The sequence below is a fragment of the Burkholderia sp. JKS000303 genome (assembly GCF_002563755.1).
Classification (GTDB): Bacteria; Pseudomonadota; Gammaproteobacteria; order Burkholderiales; family Burkholderiaceae; genus Burkholderia; species Burkholderia anthina_B.
The window spans coordinates 3,231,055-3,250,359 of record NZ_PDBZ01000001.1 but is presented as its reverse complement, the minus strand read 5'-3'; the positions used below and the strand labels follow the sequence as shown (position 1 = coordinate 3,250,359).

Genomic DNA, 19,305 nt, shown 5'->3' with positions numbered 1-19,305 from the left:
ACGCCACGCATCAAATGTGTCGCAGTATGTCGCGGGGGATGGGTTCGGGCGCCTGACGTGGCCGTGGCGCTGCGTCGGCGGGGCCTGGGGGGCTGCGGTTACACGTTGCGTTCGGCTGGCGGCAAATATGTCGCCCCATGTCATGGCGACATGAATCCGGATTGCTCACGGCACATCCACCCGAATCGCGCCGCACGTCGAGCACGCTCGACCGCTTCCGCCGAAGCCGCGCCAGGCTTGAAACATCCTCAACCGACACCGCCCGGCCGCCGATTCGTCGTACCGAAAAACGCACTCGACGTGTAACACCACGACATCTTTTATGACGCGACTGGCGCGCGTCGTCGTCCTAAAGTTCGTCCCGTCGCCACGCCACTGCGTGCACCGCAACGAACCGCAAGGACACCCGATGAAACACCGCTTCCTCTTCACCGCCGCCGCCCTCGTCACGCTTGCCAGCGCACCGGCCTTCGCCGGCTGGGCCGGCCACGGCACCGCCTACACGCCGCACGGCACCTACAGCGGCGCGCACGCCGGTTCCTGCGGCGGCGGCAGCTGCTCGCATGCGGGCGGCGTGATCGGTCCCGGCGGCGGCATCGCGACCAACACGGGCACCGTCACGCGCACCGCGCCCGGCCAGTTCTCGAACAGCGGCACCGCGGTCGGCCCGAACGGCCGCTCCGTCCAGCACAGCGGCGACACGAGCTGCGCGGACGGCACCTGCTCGCACACCGGTTCGCTGACGGGCTCGGACGGCCGCAGCGCATCGACGTCGGGCAGCGTGACGCGCGACGGCCCGGGCCAGTACTCGTCGAGCGGCACGATCACCGGATCGGGCGGCAACACGGCGAGCCACAGCGCATCGACGAATTGCGCGGGCTCCACCTGCTCGCGCTCGGGCACCGTGACCGGCGCGGACGGCCAGAGCGTCACGCATTCCGGCAGCGCGACGCGTGTCGCGCCGGGCGTCATCACGACATCGGGCGGCTCGACCGTCGTGCACGGCGGTACGGTGTCGACCGGCGGGACGGCCGTGATCCACGGCAGCACGACGGCCGGCGGCACAGTGGTCGTCGCGGCCGGCGCGGTGCCGGTGCCCGCGCCGGTCGTCGTCCCGGTGGCCCCGCCCCCGCCGGCCACCGTGGTCGTGAGCGCGCCGCCGCCGGCAACCACGACGGTCGCTGTCGTGCCGCCTGCGCCGGCAACCGCGGTCGTCACCGCGCCGCCGCCCGCGCCGGCCGCCGTCGTCATCGCGCCGGTGCCGCCCAAGGCCGTCGTCGTGACGCCGCCGCCGAAAGTCGTGCGTGTCGCGGCACCCAGGACGGTCGTCGTCACGCCTGCACCGCGCGTCGTCTACGTCGCACCGCCGCCGCCGAAGGTCCTGTACCTCGCGCCGCCGCTGCCGCGTTCCGTGTACGTCGCGCCGCGCGCCGTGTATGTCGCGCACCCGCCGCGGGCGGTCGTCTGGGTGCCCGGCCACTGGGTCGGCCGCGTCTGGGTGCCCGCGCACTGGGCGTGAGCTGCACCGGGCCGGCCCGGTCCAACCGTTTCGTTTGACATCCTGTTCGTTTTCCATCCGTTTCATCAACCACCCAGCCGGCGCAGCGCGTCGGCCACGCAAGGAGAAACCCCATGAAGTCCATCCAGAAGATGATTGCCGTCGCCGTTTTGTGTATCGTCTCAGCAGCAGCGTCGGCGCAGCAGATGCCGGCCGGCGCAGCGAACGGCGGCGCACGCGTCGAACGTGCGCTCTCGCAGTTGCAGACCCGCTTCGCGAACGCGAACACGACGCACGACGGCAAGCTCACCCGCGAGCAGGCCGCCGCGGGCATGCCGATGGTCGCGCAGCACTTCGACGAGATCGATACGCAGCGCAACGGCTACGTCACGCTCGAGCAGCTCGCCGGCTTCATGCGTCAGCGCATGGCGGCCCGCTGAGCGCGGACCACGCCCGGTCGCGCCACGCACGGAGGCAGCCGATGGAACAGTCCTGCAGGATCGTCGTGCTCGACGACGAGGCGGAGCTGCGCAACATGCTGCAACGCTTCCTCACCGGCCACGGCTTCCAGGTCCGTGCGGTCGCCGACGGCAAGCGGCTCGACCGCCTGCTGCAGCGCGAACCGTACGACCTGCTGGTGCTCGACCTGATGATGGAGCCCGAGGACGGCCTGAGCGTGTGCCGCCGGCTGCGCGCCGAAGGCCACACGCTGCCGATCCTGATGCTCACCGCGAAAGGCGATGCGGCGGACAAGGTGATCGGCCTCGAAACCGGCGCCGACGATTACCTCGCCAAGCCGTTTCTTCCCGACGAACTCGTCGCCCGCGTCCGGGCGCTACTGCGCCGCCAGAAAATGGCGGCCGGCGAGCCGACGGTGACGTCGCAACGGCTGCGCTTCGGCGCCTTCACGTTCGACGTGGGCCAGCAGACGCTGATGCGCAACGACATGCCTGTCGAGATTCATTCGGCGCAGATGCTGCTGTTGCACGCGCTGGGCTCGTCGCCGAACCGCGCCGTGAGCCGCGAAAACCTGCTCGCCCGCGCGCGCGGACGCGATCACGCCGCGCTCGATCGCAGCGTCGACGTGCAGATCCTGCGGCTGCGCCAGATCGTCGAGGACGATCCGGCCAAGCCGCGCTTCATCAAGACGGTCTGGGGCATCGGCTACATGCTGGTGGCCGGCGTCGAATCGTGATGCGACTCCCGCTGCCGCGCTCGCTGCTCGCGCGCAACATCGCGCTGCTGGTCGCGCTCGTCGCGCTGTCGCTCGCCTGTTCGCTTGTCGTGCTGCTGCACTACGTGCAGCGGCCGCGCATCGAGCGGGCGTCGATCATTTTCTCGGACTACGTCCAGTTGCTCGACCGCACGCTCGCCAGCCTGCCGCCCGACACCGGCCGCGCGGTGGTCGCGCAGCTCGGCGGCCGGACCGAGCCGCCGCCCGCCGGGCCGCCGCAGCCGCCGAACCTGGCCGCCTTCTTCCGGACCTGGCAGCGCGACGTGTTCATGCAGGCGCTCGCGCGCCATCTGCCGGCGGAGCTGCCGGCGCGCTGGCAGTCGGGCAACGACGAGCGGCTGTGGATCCGCCTGCATGCCGCCGGCGCGCCGGTCTGGATCTCGTTGCCGATGGCCGCCGATGCGCAGGCGAGCGGCATCACGACCGCCCTCGTGCTGTCGGTCGGGCTCGCGCTGCTCGCCGCGCTGACCGGCTACCTGATCCAGCTCCACCTGAACCGTCCGCTCGACGCGCTGGCACGCGCCGCGCAACGCGTCACGGCCGGCGAGCGGCCGCCGCCGCTGCCGACCGACGGGCCGACCGAAATCGCCGACGTGAGCCGCGCGTTCAACCGGATGGCCGATGCGCTGCAACAGGCGGAAACGACCCGTTCGCTGATGCTGGCCGGCGTGTCGCACGACATCCGCACGCCGCTCACCAAGCTGCGGCTCGCGATCGCGATGGCGCTGCCGCGCGGCACCCACGATGCACTCACCGAATCGGCCGAGCACTACCTGGACCAGATCGACACGATCCTGCAGCAGTTCATGGACTACGCGGGCAGCGGCGAGCGAGAGAGCCCGCAGACCGGCGACCTGAATGCGTTGATCGGCCAGCTCGTCGCGGATTTCGCGGGGCTCGGGCACGAATTCGAATTCGACGAGAGCGACGTGCCGCCGTTCGCATTCCGTCCGATCAGCCTGATGCGGCTGCTGATGAACCTGATGCAGAACGCGGTCGTCTACGGACGGACCGGCCTTGGCGTGCGAACCTGGACCGAACACGGGATCGCGTATGCGGTGGTGTGCGATCGCGGCACCGGCATCCGCGCCGACGAACTCGAACGACTCAAGGCGCCGTTCAGCCGCGGCGCGAACGCGCGCGGCCACTCGGGCGGCACCGGTCTCGGCCTCGCGATCGTCGACCGGATCGCGCGGTTGCACGGCGGCTCGCTGACGTTCCGCGATCGCGACGGCGGCGGCCTGGAGGCCGTCGTCGCGCTGCCGCTCGACGCATCGCATCCGGCCCCCGCAGCGCTTTCCGCTTGATACGCGATGCGCGCCGGCGCATGACATACGTCGACATAATTCCTGCGTGGCGCGTGGCGCCCGATCTCCGCATACTTCGCCTGCGTGTTGCGCAACGGCATGAAACCGCTCCCCCGCCAGCGTCCACGCCCAGCTTCCGATCGTTCGCGTGCCTGAATGCCGCGACAGTATCGGCACCTTCATCCAGGCCACGGAGATCGACATGTCCCTTTCCCTTCACGCACTCGCCGCCCAAGCCAAACGTCTGACCAGTGCCGCGCTGATCGCCGGTTCACTCGTCATGACCGGCTGTGCATCGACTGCAACCTCGACCACGGCCGCGGCGCCGGTGGCGCGCGCGCTGCCGCAGGTTCATGCAGCCGTCGTCTATGTGTCGACGTTCGATGCGAACGCGAACGCCGTGAAGGTCGACGGCGGGATGATCAGCAAGCTCGCGACGGTGATGAGCGGTTCGTCCGCCGACGCGCAACGCCAGCAGACCGCGCTGAAGACGCGCCAGCAACTCGCCGACGCGCTCGTGCGCGAACTTCGCTCGCAGGGCATTCCGGCGCTGCGCGCAGACAACCCGGTGCCGAACGATCGCGACGCGCTGGTCGTCCAGGGCCGGTTCGACACGATCGACGCCGGCAATCGCCGCCGACGCACGCTGATCGGGCTCGGCGCGGGCAAGAGCGAAGTGGGCGCGTCGGTCGCCGTGCTGTTCCAGCCGGCCCACGGCGCGCCGCAACCGCTCGACACGTTCTCCGCCAGCGCGAACAGCGGCCATATGCCGGGCATGGTCGAGACCGCGGGTGTCGGCGCGGTGGCCGGGCGCGTCGCGACGTCGGCGGCCGTCGGTGCCGGCCTGCATGGCGTGTCGGAAGTGAAGCACGACACCATCGCATCGGATACGGACCGCCTCGCCCGCTCGATCGCCAAGCAGTTCGCGGCGAAGAACACGGCGAACGCATGGGTGCTGACGGCGTCGGCAAGCTGATACGCCGGTGCTACGCCGGTACCGCATGCCTGCACGCGCAGGCGGGCGGCCGGGCATAATGCGCGATCACGATGCGCCGCGCGGTGCATCGTGATCGTGCCGGGCCCTTGAGCGGCCCGTGCCGCTTCCGCACCGAAACCCGAACCGCAACCCGTCTATCCCATGCAAGTACTCGTCGTTGGCACCGGCAAGCTGGCAACCGAACTGCTCCGCTCGCATCAGCTCGATCCCGCAATCTGTCACGTGATGCCCTGGTCGGATGGCATGCGAGACGATGCCGGACGTAGTGACGCCCGACGTAGCGACGCCCGATCAATCGTCGTCCATGCCGGCTCCGGCCGCGAGCTGCCCGACGCCATCGCGTTCTGCCGCGCAACGGGTTCGACGCTCATCGAGCTGTCCACCGGCTCCGACCTCGAAACCGGATCGCACGATTTCCCCGTCGTGCTCTGTCCGAACACGAACATCCTGATGCTCAAGTTCATGAGCATGCTGGAAACCAGCGGACATCTGTTTCGCGACTGCAACATCAGCGTGACCGAGTCGCATCAGGCCAGCAAGACGTCCGTACCCGGCACCGCGGTCGACATCGGTCAGTCGCTCGGCGTGCCGGCGCAGGCCATCCGCTCCGTGCGCGACCCCGCCGAGCAGCGCGATGCGTTGCAGATTCCCGACGACCAGCTCGGCCGCCATGCCTTCCACCGGATCCGCATCGAGGACGGCGCATGCAGCCTGCAGTTCGAATCCCGCGTGCATGGCGCATCGCCTTATGCTGACGGCGTGTCGCGCATCGTCGATGCCGTGCGCCAGCGCGATCTCGAACGCCGCCGTTATTCGATCGTCGAGTTCATCCGCAACGGCTGGCTGTAATCGCGCGAACGCACGGCACGGCCGTCGACAGCGCCGACGACCGCACCCACCGTCCACCGCGCGGCCCTCTTCGCCCGCGTTACCCGTCGCCCAGCACCGCCCCGCTCTCCGGCAACGTCGCACCGCCGTCGACGACGATCGTCTGCCCGGTGATGTACGCGGCATCGGCCGACGCGAGAAACAGCATCGCGTTCGCGATGTCCTCCGGCTCGCCCATCCGTGCGAGCGGAATGTCGCGCGCGATCTGCGCGGCGACCGACGCGTCGCCGAGATTGCCGGCGGCAGGCGTGCGAATCATCCCCGGCTCCACGCCGTTGACCGTCACGTTGCGGCGCGCGAGTTCGAGCGCCGCCGCACGGATGAAGCCGTTCACGCCGGCCTTCGATGCCGCGTAATGCGCGAGCCCCGGATAGACGACGCGCGGCCCCGTCACCGACGACGTGACGAGCAGCCGCCCGGCCCCCGCGCGCTCGAACGCGGGCAACGCGGCCTGCGCGAGCCAGAACAGCGCCGACAGGTTGACCGACAGCGTCCGCTCGAGCGTCGGCGCGTCGATCTGCGCAAACGGGGTCAGCGGGAAATACGCGGCGTTGTGCACGACGACGTCGAGCCGCCCGCCGTCGCGCTCGACTGCCGCGACAAGCGCGCAGAGTTCGTCGCGGCTCGCGGCGTCGACGCGATAGGCGCGCGCATCGGCGCCCGCGCTGGAAAGCGCCTCGGCCTGCGCGGCGGCCGCGTCGCCGTCGAGATCGGCGAGTGCGACGAACGCGTCGGATTCCGCGAAACGGCGCGCGATCGCCGCGCCGATCCCCTGCGCGGCGCCCGTGACGAGCACGACCCGCCCGCTGAAATCCGCACGCAGGCGGCCGCTGCCCGGCATCGCGTTCATTGCGCCGCCTCGCCGCCGAGCGGATGCACGGTGTCGTTCAGCACCTGCGCATGCGCGCCGATCGGGAAGTTCGACAGCGAGCCGAAATCGCCGCCCTGATAACCGAAGATCTTGCCGTCGGTCTTGCGCTGCGCGAGATCGATCAGCACGACGCCCAGCGTCGGCACCACTTTCTCGCGCCAGACGAACAGATACAGCTGCTCCGCGATCTTGAAGTAATGGCAGCGATCGACATCGGCCAGCCCGCCTTCGACGCCCAGCAGGCACTGCCACGCATAGAAGTTCTCGTTCAGGTAGATGTGCTCGTAGCATTCGGTCGGGCTGTAGCGGTACATCGTCCGCTTGCCGATCAGTTCGCGCGTCGGCCCGTGCAGCGGGCCCGGCTGCGCATGGCCGCCGAGCGTGCCGTGCCGGAACGCGGCGTCGACGCCCGTCAGCGGCAACCCGCGCGCGACCCGCGTGAACGCGTCGATGTGCGTGTCCGCTTCGGTCGGCAGCGTGCCGATCACCGACGTCCATACGCCGTTGCCGATATCGATCACGAGGCTGACCGACGTCGCGCGCGCCGCCGGGTCGATGTAGTCGACGAAGTACAGTTCATCGCGCAGCCGCGTGACCCGGCACGGCGCATGCCCGCCCGTGTCGGTCGCCGCGTCGCGCCATTGCAGCGCACCCGCCTCGAACGTATAGACGCGCCACGCGCCCGATGCGTCGCCAAGGGCGAGCGACCGCCCCGCGAGTGCGTTCACGGGCGTGAGGATGTTCGCGTCCGGCGCGAAACCGTCCGCGAGTGCGCCCACCTGAATGAATACCGGATCCTGTTGTTCCACTGCCGTCTCCTGCGCAACTTCAGGCCCGGCGGGCCGTGTACGCTGCTCATGTGCACATGGTGGCGGCTGCGCGCGCGGCGCGGTATCGGCCAAAAGGATGAAGGGCGCGCGCCGCCGGAACGCGCTAAAGTGCACGGAATCCGCGTCGCCGACGACGCCAGGAGCACCCATGCACCGTGTCACCCACTACCGACGGACCGACGAAGGCATCGAGGCGATCAGCCTCGAGTCCGATCGCGCGTTTCCGCGGCATGCGCACGATGAATTCGGGGTCGGCGTGATCGTCAGCGGCGCGCATCGGTCATGGAGCGGCCGCGGGCAGGTCGACGCGCTGGCCGGCGACGCGATCATGGTCAATCCCGGCGAAATGCACGACGGCATGCCGATCGACGCCGGCACGGGCCGGCGCTGGCGGATGCTGTACCTCGCACCCGCACTGGTTGCCGGCGTCGCGGCCGAAGAAGGCGTCGGCGGCGTCGAACTCGCGCATCCGGCCGTGCGCGACGCGCGGCTCGCCGCCGCGTTCGGCAGGCTGCATGCCCGCATCGTCGACGGAGAAACATTGCCGCTCGCGCGCGACGAAGCGCTCGTGATGCTGGTCGCCGGGCTGCTGGCGCGGCATTCGAACCGCGCGCTGCCGGCCGCCCGCGTCGCACCGGCGATCCGCGTCGCCCGCGAACGGCTCGATGCGGCGCCCGCCGCCCCCGTTTCGCTGGCGGAACTGGCTGGCCTGAGCGGCGTGAGCCGCTTCCAGTTGCTGCGCGGGTTCGCACGTGAGCTCGGCATCACGCCGCATGCGTATCTGGTGCAGTCGCGCACGCGGCTCGCTCGTGCGCTGCTCGCGAACGGCACGCCGATCGCGGATGCGGCGGCCGAAGCCGGTTTCGCCGATCAGAGCCACCTGACGCGGGCATTCGCGCGCCAGTTCGGGATCACGCCGGGCAGGTTCACGCAGGCCGGGTGACGGGCCTCGTTGTCCGACCGCGCGTCTATCGTGGCGACGCAGGCCGTCGCCGTGGCGCGGCGATGCGGGTTGGTGCAAACAGACGCTGCGGAACCACCGAGCGCCCACGAACGCCGCTGCAATTTCGTTCAAGACGCCCCCGCCGCCGCACGCGATGATGCGGCGCATGAAAACACGACTGATCGGCTATCTCTACCTCGCCGCCGCGATGACCGGCGTCGGCAGCACCGTCATCGCGAGCCGCTTCGCGGCCGGCGGCCTGCCGCCGTTCACGGCCACCGTGCTGCGCTTCCTGATCGCGACCCCGCTGCTGTTCGCGCTGATGCGTGCACAACGGACGCGCTGGCCGCGCATCGGCATGCGCGACGCCGTGCTGCTCGTCGTCCAGGCGGCAGCGGGTGGCGTCGGCTATACGGTGCTACTGATCAGCGGCACGAAGCTGTCGTCGCCGGTCGATGCGGGCGTGATGCTCGGCACGCTGCCGGCGATGTCGACGCTGATCGCGGCCGTCGTGCTGCGCGAGCGGCAGACGCTTCGCGACTGGGGCGCGGCCGCGCTCGCCACCACCGGCGTCCTGTTCGTCACGTTCGCGCCCGGCCAAGCCATGCCGTCGCTGCAAACGCTCGCCGGCGACGCACTGGTGCTCGCCGCCGTCGCATGCGAGGCGGTGTTCATCCTGCTGAACCGGCGGCTGTCGGCGCCGTTGCCGCCGCTCGCGCTGTCGACGGTGATGTCGGGGCTCGGCTTCGTGCTCGCGCTGGTGCCCGCCGCATTCGAATGGCACGCGGCGGCGACCGGCTGGACGCTCGGCGCTGTTTCGGCAATCGCGTACTACGCGCTGGTGCCGACCGTGCTCGGCTATGTGTGCTGGTATGCGGGTTCTGCGCGGACGACCGGCACCGAAGCCGCGCTGTTCACGGCGATCGCACCCGTCTCGGCCGTGCTGTTCGCCGTCGCGCTGTTCGGCGAGACGCTGGGCGGCACGCGGCTGCTGGGCATCGCACTCGTCATCGCGGGGATGCTGGCAGGCGCCACGCGGCGACGTGAACCGCCGGCGCACGAAACGACAACAGGGTCGGCGTTGCCAGCTCGCCCCGCGGCGTCCTCACCGACCGCCGCCGACTGATCCGCGTCCGGCTTCCCGGCCAGCCCGGCGTCAGCCCGGGCCGTGCCGCGCCATGAATGCAGTGCGCGACATCACGCGACCGCGATCGCCACAACCCGGTCCGGCCAGGTCGCCCCACGCCGACACATGCGTCGCCTCCGACCGCTTGCCCGGCAGCACACCTTCGCCCGCCACGATCCGCGCCGATTGTAGGAATGTGTCCATCCGCGGCAAAACCGTTGCGCCCCATCGCACAAGATGCAATATTCGCGTGGCCGGGCCTTTTGACCACTCTCGAACAATAATTCGCACGTCATGAACAAGAAGGAAGCCAAAACAAGAATCGCGGCGCTGCTGTCCGCGGGCGCGAGGAAAGCCGACGTGCTGGCCGAGCTGGCCGGACACGGCCTCAAGGATCGCGTGCTCGCGCGCCTGATCGCATCGCGCCCCGACCCCGAGCTGTGCAGAAAGAACAAGGTGCATACGTGGATCCTGGTCGGCCTCGGCATCGCGCAACTCGTGATCAGCCTCGCGCTCGCCTACCTGTTCTCCGCCGCCGCCGACCACCTCGGCACGGCGGGCGTACTCGGCAAAGGTCTCGCGGTGCTGTTCGTCGTGCTGACCGTGCCGCTGTCGCTGCTGTTCATCTGGGGCTTCGCGACCCATCGCGTCGGCGCGTATCACGCGTTCATCATTCTGTCGCTGCTGCAACTGCCGAAGACCATTGCCGATCTCGGGCAGGATCCGTCGAGCGCACTGCCGAGCCTCGCGGTGACCGTCGTGCTGGTGGGTTACGTCTGGGTCGTCCGCAACCGGATGTTCCCCGACTTCGGCTGGTTCACGCCGCGCAAGGTCGAAGGCCGCTACGCGTTCGTGGAAGCCGCCTGACGCGGGCGGCAGCCGCACCGCGAACGATAAAAAAGGCGCCGGGCCGCCCCGCACTTGCGGGACGGCCCGGCGCCTTCTGCATTCCGGAACCCGGCAGCTTACTTGGCCTTGTCGGCCGTATCGCTGATCGCCTGACCACCCTTCGAAATATCCTGACCCATGCCTGCAACGGTATTGCAACCGGCGAGCGCGGCGGTCACCACCAGCAGCATTGCAGCAATCGTACGCGTCATTCTCATTCTCCTTCGAATCAACAAGCCCGACCGGGCGAATCGTCTGCGGCGTCGCGCCCTGCGACATGCAGGGCACGGGGCCTGACCTGATTATACGGAGACGGCTGCCGCGCGCCAGTACAAGCCGGCAGGTGTGACACCGGGCAGACAGGCGGTTCGCACAGATTTTCCTTGACTTCGCCGCCCTTCGAACTAATATACGCACCGCGTATATTTTCCACGAGGAGCCGCCGATGACCGTTCCCCAGCAAGCCTTCCTGCGCGACGCGATGCGCCGCCTCAACATGACCCGCGAAGCGTTCGCGAACCGCATCGGCGTGAGCCGCCGTGCGCTGGATACGTGGCTGTTGCCCGACGATTCGCAGGAATCGCGCGGCATGCCCGAGATCGTCGAGCGGTTCGTATCGGAAATCGTCGAGCGCTCGGAACCGGGCGGCGCGAACCATACGCAAAGCGTAGATAAACAGGGGCTCGCGAATCAGTTCCTGTTCGAAGGCAAGCCACAGCTGGTCTCGGTGGACCAGTTCTCGCGGGATTCGGTCGAGGCGCTGTTCCGCGTCGCCGACGTGATGCAGCCGATCGCGCGCCGCCACAAGATTTCGCGCGTGCTCGAAGGCGCCGTGCTCGGCAACCTGTTCTTCGAAGCCAGCACCCGCACGCGTGTGTCGTTCGGCGCGGCGTTCTGCCGGCTCGGCGGCTCGGTGTGCGACACGACCGGCTTCACGTTCTCGTCGATGGCGAAGGGCGAGTCGATCTACGACACGAGTCGCGTGATGGCCGGCTACGTCGACGCGCTCGTGATCCGCCATCCGGAGAAAGGCTCGGTCGCCGAGTTCGCGCGCGCGACCAACCTGCCGGTGATCAACGGCGGCGACGGCCCGGGCGAACATCCGAGCCAGGCGCTGCTCGATCTCTATACGATCCAGCGCGAGTTCTCGCGACTCGGCAAGATCGTCGACGGCGCGCATATCGCGCTCGTCGGCGACCTGAAGTACGGCCGCACCGTGCATTCGCTCGTCAAGCTGCTCGCGCTGTACCGCGGGCTGAAGTTCACGCTCGTGTCGCCGCCGACGCTCGAAATGCCGGCCTACATCATCGACCAGATCGCGACGAACGGCCACGTGATCGAGCAGACGAACGACCTCGCGGCCGGGCTGCGCGGCGCGGACGTCGTCTACGCGACGCGGATCCAGAAAGAGCGCTTCACCGACGAGTCGTTCGAAGGCTACACGCCGGATTTCCAGATCAACCAGGCGCTCGTCGATTCCGCCTGCAAACCCGACACGCTGATCATGCACCCGCTGCCGCGCGACAGCCGGCCCGGTGCGAACGACCTGTCGGTCGACCTGAACCGCGATCCGCGCCTGGCGATCTTCCGGCAAACCGACAACGGCATTCCGGTGCGCATGGCGATCTTCGCGGTGCTGCTCGGCGTCGAGAACCTCGTCCAGCATTCGATGCGCGACGCGACGTGGCGCCCGCCGGCCTACCTCGGGCCGGAAGATGCGGTGTTTCACGGGATCGACTGATCCGCATCCGGTGCCGCGCGGCGGCCCTTGAGACTGCTTCAGTTCAAGGGCCGCGCGCCGAGCCGACGCACACGACGCGCCGCCTTGCACGGCGCGTTTTTCATTTTCGATGCAGGCAACGCAGTGGCGGCCAACCCGGCGTCAGGTGGCCCACGGGTCGATCACGCGCAGGCCGGCTGCCTGGAACGGCGCGACATCGCGCGTGGCCACGATCAGGCCGTTCGCCGCGGCAGTTGCAGCGATGAACCCATCGGCAGGCGCCATCGCGTTGCCCATTGCACGCGCCTTCGCACGAAGGCTCGCATACGCGTGGCTGGCCGCCTCGTCGAACGGCAGGATCCGGCCGCGAAACAACGGCACGACGCGTTGCTCGATGCTTTGGTGCAGCCAGTCTCGCCTGCGCCCGTCCGGCAACGCGGCCACGCCGAATCGCATCTCCGCCAGACTGATCGCGGCAAGAAACAACGTGTCGACGTTCTGCGCGTCGAGCCATTCGATCACGGCCGCACTCGGCTCGCGTCGCAGCGGCTCGGAAATGACGTGGGTATCGACCAGGATCATTCGAAGCGCATCGGATCGGTTGGCGCTTTGTCGCGCTGAACCTCGAAATCGATGCCGCCAGCCTCTCGTCCGATTTCAGCCAGCAGCGTGCCCAGCCTGGTGCGCCCGCCTGGCCGAACGGCTTGCTCGAGAATGTCGCGCACCTCGGCCTCGGTACTACGGCCATGTTGTGCAGCACGGATTCGAAGCGCGCGATGCACCTCGTCGGGCAGATTTCGAACAGTGATCACGGGCATGATGCGCCTCACTACATTTGCTTTCAATGCAGTCATATTATCATCTTGCTGTCATTTTGAACGGATCAAGAGCAACCACTGTAATTCGCCCGCCGCGCCTTTCCCACTCGGCCATTCGGTCATCTCTCCCCCGCCCCGCAAGCCTTCGCGCCTTCCGCCACATTCGTCAACAATTTCCTTACAAATGAGAACAGGAACGCTTCTCATTTAACAAGAAATTACATAGAATGCCACCTGAAAACAAATCGTAATAATTCCCGGCGGCGTGCATCTTTCCGTACCGCGCCGTTTCCGGGCCACACAGCGAGGTCGAAGCGCACCATGAAGTCCCGTCCTGAAGAGCTGAAGCTCGGCAAATTCACCACCCTGTGCAGCGTGCTCGCCGCGAGCCCTGCGTTCGCCGACGGCACGCCGTCGCCCGGCCCGGTCAGCACCGAAGGCCATCTCGCGCCGATCGAGGTCCAGGGGAAGACCGAGCACAGCTACAAGGCCGACTTTTCCGCGTCCGTGAAATTCACCGCGCCGCTCGTCGACACGCCGAAGTCGGTCACCGTGATTCCGCAGGCGCTGATCCAGAGCAGCGGCGCGGCCACCCTGACCGAAGCGCTGCGCACCGTGCCCGGCATCACGTTCGGCGCCGGCGAAGGCGGCAACCCGCTCGGCGATCGCCCGTTCATTCGCGGCTACGACACGCAGGGCAGCATGTTCGTCGACGGGATGCGCGACACGGGCGCGACCACGCGCGAGATCTTCAACACCGAGCGCGTCGAGATCACCAAGGGTTCCGACGGCGCGTACGGCGGCCGCGGCGGCGCGGGCGGCAGCATCAACCTGATCACGAAGGCGCCGCACCTCGGCACGACCGCCGCCGCGAGCGCAGGCCTCGGCACCGACCGCTATCGCCGCTTCACCGCCGACGGCAACTGGCAGTTCGCCGATCACGCCGCGTTCCGCCTGAACCTGATGAGCCACAACAACGACGTCGCCGGCCGCGACGCCGTCAACAACGAGCGCTGGGGCGTCGCGCCGTCCATCGCGTTCGGTCTCGGCACGCCGACGCGCGTGACCGCCAGCTACTACCACCTGTCGACCGACGACCTGCCCGACAGCGGCATTCCGTACTTCTACACGACGTCGAACAAGCCCGCGAACGTCGACACGATCTATCCGGCACCGGTCGACCGCCACAACTTCTACGGGCTGATCGATCGCGACTTCCGCAAGACCACGTCGGACATCAGCACGATCAGGATCGAGCACGACATCACGCCGAACCTGACGGTGCGCAACACCACGCGCTACACGGAATCGACGCAGGACTACATCTGGACGCAGCCCGACGACAGCCAGGGCAACGTGGTCAACGGCAAGGTCTGGCGCCGCAACAACAACCGCGACAGCTCGATCAACAGCCTCGCCAACCTGACCGAGCTGTTCGGCGAATTCCGCACCGGCCCGTTCAAGCACAGCTTCACGACCGGCATCGAGCTGTCACGCGAATGGGGCAAGCGAGATTCGTACACGGTCGCGACCGACAAGGGCACCATCTGCCAGAAAGGCATCGGTGCGCCGTCGGGCTACAACTGCACGAGCCTCTGGTCGCCGAACCCGAACGATCCGTGGGCCGGCTCGATCACGCGCAACAACGACTACGCGCATGCGCGCACCACGACGAAGTCGATCTACGGCTTCGACACGATCGAGATCACGCCGCGCTGGCAGGTCAACGCCGGCGTGCGCGTCGACGACTACTCGACCCGCTTCACCGACACCACGGCGAACGGCGGCAAGACCACCACGCGCGACGACACGCTCGTGAACTGGCAGGCCGGCCTCGTGTTCAAGCCCGCGCAGAACGGCAGCATCTACGCGTCGTATGCGACGTCGTCGACACCCGCCGGCATGCTGCTCGGCGAAGGCAGCGAAACGCAGTCGCTCACGCCGGGCCGCGGCGGCGTCGGCCCGAACGCCGATCAGCTTGCGCCGGAAAAGAACCGCAGCATCGAACTCGGCACGAAGTGGAACGTGCTGAACGACAAGCTGTCGCTGACCGCCGCGCTGTTCCAGATCGACACGACGAATGCACGCGTGACGCTGCCGAACAACGAGTACGCGATGGTCGGCAACAAGCGCGTGCAGGGTCTCGAACTCGGCGTCGCCGGCCAGATCACCAAACAGTGGCAAGTGTTCGGCGGCTATACGTACATGAAGAGCGCGCTGCGCGACAACGGCAAGGACACCGCGAACGACGGCCACCGGTTCCCGAACACGCCGAAGCACAGCCTGACGATGTGGTCGAACTACGACGTGACGCCGAAGTTCACCGTCGGCGGCGGCGCGTTCTACATGTCGGAAGTGTTCGGCGATCCGGCAAACCTGCGGGCCGTGCCGTCGTACTGGCGCTTCGATGCGATGGCGCAGTACCGGATCAACAAGAAGCTCGACCTGCAGCTGAACGTGAACAACCTGTTCAACCGCACGTACTTCGATCAGGCGTATCCGGCGCACTACGCGTCGATCGCGCCGGGCCGCTCGGCGTTCGTCACGCTGAACGCGCGCTACTGATCAATGGAAGCCGTCTCGCTGAAGGCCCTCGCGTCGGTGTCGCCGGGCACGATCGCCGAGATCCTCGCCGGGCCGCCCGAGCGCGCCGCCGCGTGGGTCGCTGCGGCCGCCGACAACGGCATCGTCGACGCGCAGGCCGTCTACGGACAGTACCTGCTCGACGGGCGCGGCGTCGCGCGCGATCCGGCCGCCGCGTTCGGCTGGTTCGGGCACGCGGCGCGCGCCGGGCACCCGATGGCGATGAACATGCTCGGCCGCTGCTACGAGTTCGGCTGGGGCACGGCCGCCTGCGCACCGGTGGCCGTGTACTGGTATCGGCTGGCCGCGCAGGCCGGGCTCGATTGGGGCATGTACAACTACGCGACGGCGCTCGCGCTCGGCAATGGCGTCGACGAGAACCGCGCCGACGCCCTCGACTGGTTTCGCCGCGCGGCCGCGCTCGGTCATGCGAAATCGATCAACCTGATCGGCGGTTTCTACGAGGACGGCTGGGTCGTCCCCGTCGACGCCGAGGCCGCGTTCGACCACTATCGTCGCGCGGCCGAGGCCGGCGACTTCCGCGGCCAGTTCAACTATGCGCGACTGCTCGCGGCGCGCGGGCGCATCGACGAAGCGCTCGGGTGGCTCGCGCACGTGCCGGCCACCGCTACCCCGGCATTCGTCGCGAAGATGCGCGCGTATCTCGCGTCGTCGCCGCTCGATGCGTTTCGCGCGGCCGCGCTGCGGCTGCCGTCTCACGAGATGGAATTCGAATCATGATGCTTCATGTCCCTGGCGTGCTGACGCACGCGCAGGTCGCGCAATGCCGTGAGTTGCTCGATGCCGCCGACTGGGTCGACGGCAACGCGACGTCCGGCGCGCAGTCGGCGCTTGCCAAACGCAACCGGCAATTGCCGGAAGATTCGCCCATCGCGCGCGCGGTCGGCGATGCGATCCAGGATGCGCTGGCGCGTCATGCGCTGTTCTTTTCAGCGGCGCTGCCGTTGAAGGTGTTTCCGCCGCTGTTCAATCGCTATGAAGGCGGCGAGACGTTCGGCACGCACGTCGACAATGCGATCCGGCTGCTGCGCGGCACGGATTTTCGCGTGCGCAGCGATCTGTCGGCGACGCTGTTTCTCGAGGAGCCGGATGCGTACGACGGTGGCGAGCTGTGCGTCGAAGATACGTATGGCGTGCATCGCGCGAAGCTGCCGGCGGGCGATCTCGTGCTGTATCCGGCGTCGAGCCTGCATCACGTGACGCCGGTCACGCGCGGCGAGCGCGTCGCGTCGTTCTTCTGGATTCAAAGCATGGTGCGCGACGACGGCGACCGCACGCTGCTGTTCCAGCTCGATATGCAGATTCAGGCGCTTTCCGCCGAGAAAGGCGCGAAGGATCCGATGGTCATTGCGCTGACGGGGATTTATCACAACCTGTTGAGGAAGTGGGCGGATGCGTGATGGGCATCCACCATCCGACCTCACCGGCACCCAGGTTCAATGGGGGCTACTCGCCTTCTCCACAGCGGGAATGTAGCCGGAGTAGCCATCCCGGTAAGTTCGTTCCCCGGCACTCGTATAGCTGATAATCTGATCCTTCGGGATAGTCACACGCACGCAAGCCAGATTGTCGCCGCTCACAATCACTCCAGAATCCGTAGCGCCGCTGGTATCGACGGTGTTCGACGCGATTATGGTGCTGGCACCAACGGCCTGCTCGGCACGCTGTGTAACCGCCCTATCGTCGGACCTGGCGGTCTTCTCGACGACTCGCTGCAGTTGATCGAGCAACCGCTGATCACAACCGACCTGGCGCTGACGCGATACGGCGTCGGCAATCGAGGGCGTTAACACCAAGGTCTGCACCGACGCAATCGAATTCCCCTTGTCGACAAGCGTCGTAACAACCGCCATCGAAGCAGGCGTCTCCCCGCGACGCAATTTGCCCGAACGCATGGGCTTCGTTCCGTTGGGATCGGTTTTCGCCGCCGTAGGTCCGTTGACCATACCAGTTGCCTGCGGCCTAACGCGCAGCAGGAGTTCGATCGCCATCGAAGATCCCAGGCGATTGACGATGTTGACATGCGTCAGCGTAATTGAACTATCCTTTTCCGCAGCACATCTGATGCCGAATGGCGCCAGCATCGCGCATTGCTGACCGGACAATGCCATGCTCGACGCGTGTCTGTTTCCGAAGCCGAGCGTCGTGACGAGCATGCGGGGAAAGAGCATCGGATCCTGTGCACTCACGGGTATCATGAAAAACATGACCGCGGCCGCCATGGCACCTAAACTGACACGATCCTTCCAACCGCGCGTCGAAAAGGCCGCCCAATTCAAGACACTCAGTAGCGCTATCGCCATGAACAATATTTGCGAGTGATCCTTGGCGTTGATCATACCGACCAAAAAAATGGTAAATACCAAGACCAACGACGTAAAAAAAGAAAATACGATCGTTATGCATACTTTAGCCACGGTCAACCGAGACGGACCGCACCGGTCCAGGGCTTGACCCGACATCCCGGCTGACGGTGCGACACCGTACACGGATCTCCGCCGAAAGAAAGATCGCGCCGCCCATATCGAACCGACGAAGGCGGCAGCAATCACCACGATCGCCAACGGCAACCAAGTGCCTTTCAGTAATCGATCGAGTTCGATATGACGAGCCAACCATGATCCGGCCGTCAGTAGTGAAATAGCAATCAGGATCGCACTGAAACCGCGCAATCCACTCCGATACGCCCGGTTTGACACGCTGAAGCGCTGGCCCTTCGGACGACGCAATATCCACCAAGTGCACCATGACGCGCCCAGTGCGACCAGCAACGTGCCTGCCGCGATCCAGGCATGCGGACCCAACCAGTCGATGCAATGGCTTGCGACCGAACCCAGCGCCGAGACTGCAAAGACGAGCGGATGAAGTCCTGATTGCTGCGCCGGATCGACCAGTGTCGCGTCGCAATGCGCGGCAAGCTGCAACTCTCCGAGTACCGCTCCGCCAAAAGCGATGGCACTCCACAATACTTTCGTCCATTGACTCTCCGTGACGGCATGATTGTCGAGCAACAGCCCTATCAACGCCCCGTAGGTGAGCAGATAAGCGACGACGGTAAGCCAGTTCAGCGCCGGACTGGTCCAGTACACGAATACTGACGTCAACGCTTCTGCCCATATCAACCCCGCCAGCATTGTCGCAAGCACGATGAAGCGTCCTCGCAACAAGCTGTTTCGGACATGCTGGTTCCATGATGGCGGCCCCATCTCGCCTCCGGAAAGCGCATGCTTGTCGTCGTAAAACTGATTCAGGGCGGCACTTGCGGCGAACCCTGCAAGCAGGAGATAAGTGGCAAACAATCCCAGCAAGCCGATCTCGACCACGAACGTGGCGATGAGTGTGCCCGTCAGATCCGTTAGAGAGAATTCCGGAAGCTGGTCGACGCTGACCGAAAACAGTAGCAGCGGCGCACCTCCAAGCGAAAGCGCGAGCAGCGACAGAAGCGTAAAAGGATGTTCACCGAAGATTTTCCAGAATCGCTTGCGCAACGTTTTCATAGTTGGATATTGTTTGTGATTGACGCAAATCCGCCCCTGCGTCCCTCTCTCAGTCGGGACCTGCGTTGCAAGAGCAGGATTCTG

19 protein-coding genes are annotated in these 19,305 nt (G+C 67.0%); 13 read left to right on the top strand and 6 right to left on the bottom strand.

From position 1 onward, the window contains the following. Positions 1-409 precede the first annotated feature (409 nt). From BX604_RS15600 to BX604_RS15575, 6 genes are all read left to right on the top strand, one after another. Positions 410-1,519 (top strand): hypothetical protein, encoded by a 1,110-nt coding sequence (locus BX604_RS15600; protein WP_098552899.1) that lies wholly within the window; start codon positions 410-412, stop codon positions 1,517-1,519. A gap of 113 nt (positions 1,520-1,632) precedes the next feature. Beyond that, the gene (locus BX604_RS15595) at positions 1,633-1,938 is read left to right on the top strand and encodes an EF-hand domain-containing protein (protein ID WP_098551580.1); all 306 of its coding nucleotides are present in this window, start codon (positions 1,633-1,635) and stop codon (positions 1,936-1,938) included. 41 nt (positions 1,939-1,979) lie between these two features. After that, on the top strand, positions 1,980-2,693 hold the full coding sequence (locus tag BX604_RS15590; protein WP_098551579.1) for a response regulator: 714 nt from the start codon (positions 1,980-1,982) through the stop codon (positions 2,691-2,693). Next, entirely contained in the window at positions 2,693-4,039 is a 1,347-nt protein-coding gene (locus BX604_RS15585) for an ATP-binding protein (protein ID WP_098551578.1), read from the top strand. Before BX604_RS15590 ends, BX604_RS15585 begins: the two co-directional genes overlap by 1 nt. A gap of 202 nt (positions 4,040-4,241) precedes the next feature. Then, positions 4,242-5,015 carry a DUF4410 domain-containing protein gene (locus tag BX604_RS15580; protein ID WP_098552898.1) on the top strand — a complete coding sequence of 258 codons (774 nt, stop codon included), beginning with the start codon at positions 4,242-4,244 and terminating at the stop codon, positions 5,013-5,015. Positions 5,016-5,177: 162 nt separating this feature from the next. Then, positions 5,178-5,885, top strand: a complete 708-nt coding sequence (locus tag BX604_RS15575) for a dihydrodipicolinate reductase C-terminal domain-containing protein (RefSeq protein WP_098551577.1) — start codon at positions 5,178-5,180, stop codon at positions 5,883-5,885. A 79-nt stretch (positions 5,886-5,964) separates the two neighbouring features. Here the strand turns inward: BX604_RS15575 and BX604_RS15570 are convergent, their stop codons facing one another. Next, positions 5,965-6,774, bottom strand: a complete 810-nt coding sequence (locus BX604_RS15570) for an SDR family oxidoreductase (RefSeq protein ID WP_098551576.1) — start codon at positions 6,772-6,774, stop codon at positions 5,965-5,967. Next, a complete protein-coding gene (locus BX604_RS15565; RefSeq protein ID WP_098551575.1) occupies positions 6,771-7,604 on the bottom strand; it encodes a molybdenum cofactor biosynthesis F family protein in 834 nt (277 codons plus the stop codon). Before BX604_RS15565 ends, BX604_RS15570 begins: the two co-directional genes overlap by 4 nt. Before the next feature lie 169 nt (positions 7,605-7,773). Between BX604_RS15565 and BX604_RS15560 the strand changes: the two genes are divergently transcribed. From BX604_RS15560 to BX604_RS15550, 3 genes are all read left to right on the top strand, one after another. After that, a complete protein-coding gene (locus tag BX604_RS15560; RefSeq protein WP_098551574.1) occupies positions 7,774-8,568 on the top strand; it encodes an AraC family transcriptional regulator in 795 nt (264 codons plus the stop codon). Between the two features lie 166 nt (positions 8,569-8,734). Then, positions 8,735-9,694: a DMT family transporter gene (locus BX604_RS15555; RefSeq protein ID WP_098552897.1), complete on the top strand. Its 960-nt coding sequence runs from the start codon at positions 8,735-8,737 to the stop codon at positions 9,692-9,694. 294 nt (positions 9,695-9,988) lie between these two features. Further along, positions 9,989-10,561: a permease gene (locus BX604_RS15550; protein WP_098551573.1), complete on the top strand. Its 573-nt coding sequence runs from the start codon at positions 9,989-9,991 to the stop codon at positions 10,559-10,561. Between the two features lie 98 nt (positions 10,562-10,659). On the opposite strand, the gene BX604_RS15545 is transcribed toward BX604_RS15550, so the two are convergent. Beyond that, entirely contained in the window at positions 10,660-10,794 is a 135-nt protein-coding gene (locus tag BX604_RS15545; RefSeq protein ID WP_096501446.1) for an entericidin A/B family lipoprotein, read from the bottom strand. A 233-nt stretch (positions 10,795-11,027) separates the two neighbouring features. Between BX604_RS15545 and BX604_RS15540 the strand changes: the two genes are divergently transcribed. Continuing rightward, positions 11,028-12,323: an aspartate carbamoyltransferase gene (locus BX604_RS15540; protein WP_098551572.1), complete on the top strand. Its 1,296-nt coding sequence runs from the start codon at positions 11,028-11,030 to the stop codon at positions 12,321-12,323. A gap of 141 nt (positions 12,324-12,464) precedes the next feature. Here the strand turns inward: BX604_RS15540 and BX604_RS15535 are convergent, their stop codons facing one another. Both BX604_RS15535 and BX604_RS15530 read right to left on the bottom strand, forming a co-directional pair. Then, the gene (locus BX604_RS15535; protein ID WP_098551571.1) at positions 12,465-12,884 is read right to left on the bottom strand and encodes a type II toxin-antitoxin system VapC family toxin; all 420 of its coding nucleotides are present in this window, start codon (positions 12,882-12,884) and stop codon (positions 12,465-12,467) included. After that, positions 12,881-13,120: a FitA-like ribbon-helix-helix domain-containing protein gene (locus BX604_RS15530; RefSeq protein WP_098551570.1), complete on the bottom strand. Its 240-nt coding sequence runs from the start codon at positions 13,118-13,120 to the stop codon at positions 12,881-12,883. Before BX604_RS15530 ends, BX604_RS15535 begins: the two co-directional genes overlap by 4 nt. Before the next feature lie 321 nt (positions 13,121-13,441). On the opposite strand from BX604_RS15530, the gene BX604_RS15525 reads away from it, so the two are divergent. The 3 genes from BX604_RS15525 to BX604_RS15515 are packed head-to-tail and all read left to right on the top strand — an operon-like array spanning position 13,442 to position 17,124. Further along, positions 13,442-15,685: a TonB-dependent receptor gene (locus tag BX604_RS15525; RefSeq protein WP_098551569.1), complete on the top strand. Its 2,244-nt coding sequence runs from the start codon at positions 13,442-13,444 to the stop codon at positions 15,683-15,685. Between the two features lie 3 nt (positions 15,686-15,688). Further along, positions 15,689-16,444: a tetratricopeptide repeat protein gene (locus BX604_RS15520; protein ID WP_098551568.1), complete on the top strand. Its 756-nt coding sequence runs from the start codon at positions 15,689-15,691 to the stop codon at positions 16,442-16,444. After that, a complete protein-coding gene (locus BX604_RS15515) occupies positions 16,441-17,124 on the top strand; it encodes a Fe2+-dependent dioxygenase (RefSeq protein ID WP_098551567.1) in 684 nt (227 codons plus the stop codon). The genes BX604_RS15520 and BX604_RS15515 overlap by 4 nt, the downstream gene beginning before the upstream one ends. Before the next feature lie 36 nt (positions 17,125-17,160). Here BX604_RS15515 and BX604_RS15510 read toward each other — a convergent pair whose 3' ends face one another. Then, positions 17,161-19,221: a hypothetical protein gene (locus BX604_RS15510; protein WP_098551566.1), complete on the bottom strand. Its 2,061-nt coding sequence runs from the start codon at positions 19,219-19,221 to the stop codon at positions 17,161-17,163. Between the last annotated feature and the right edge of the window lie 84 nt (positions 19,222-19,305).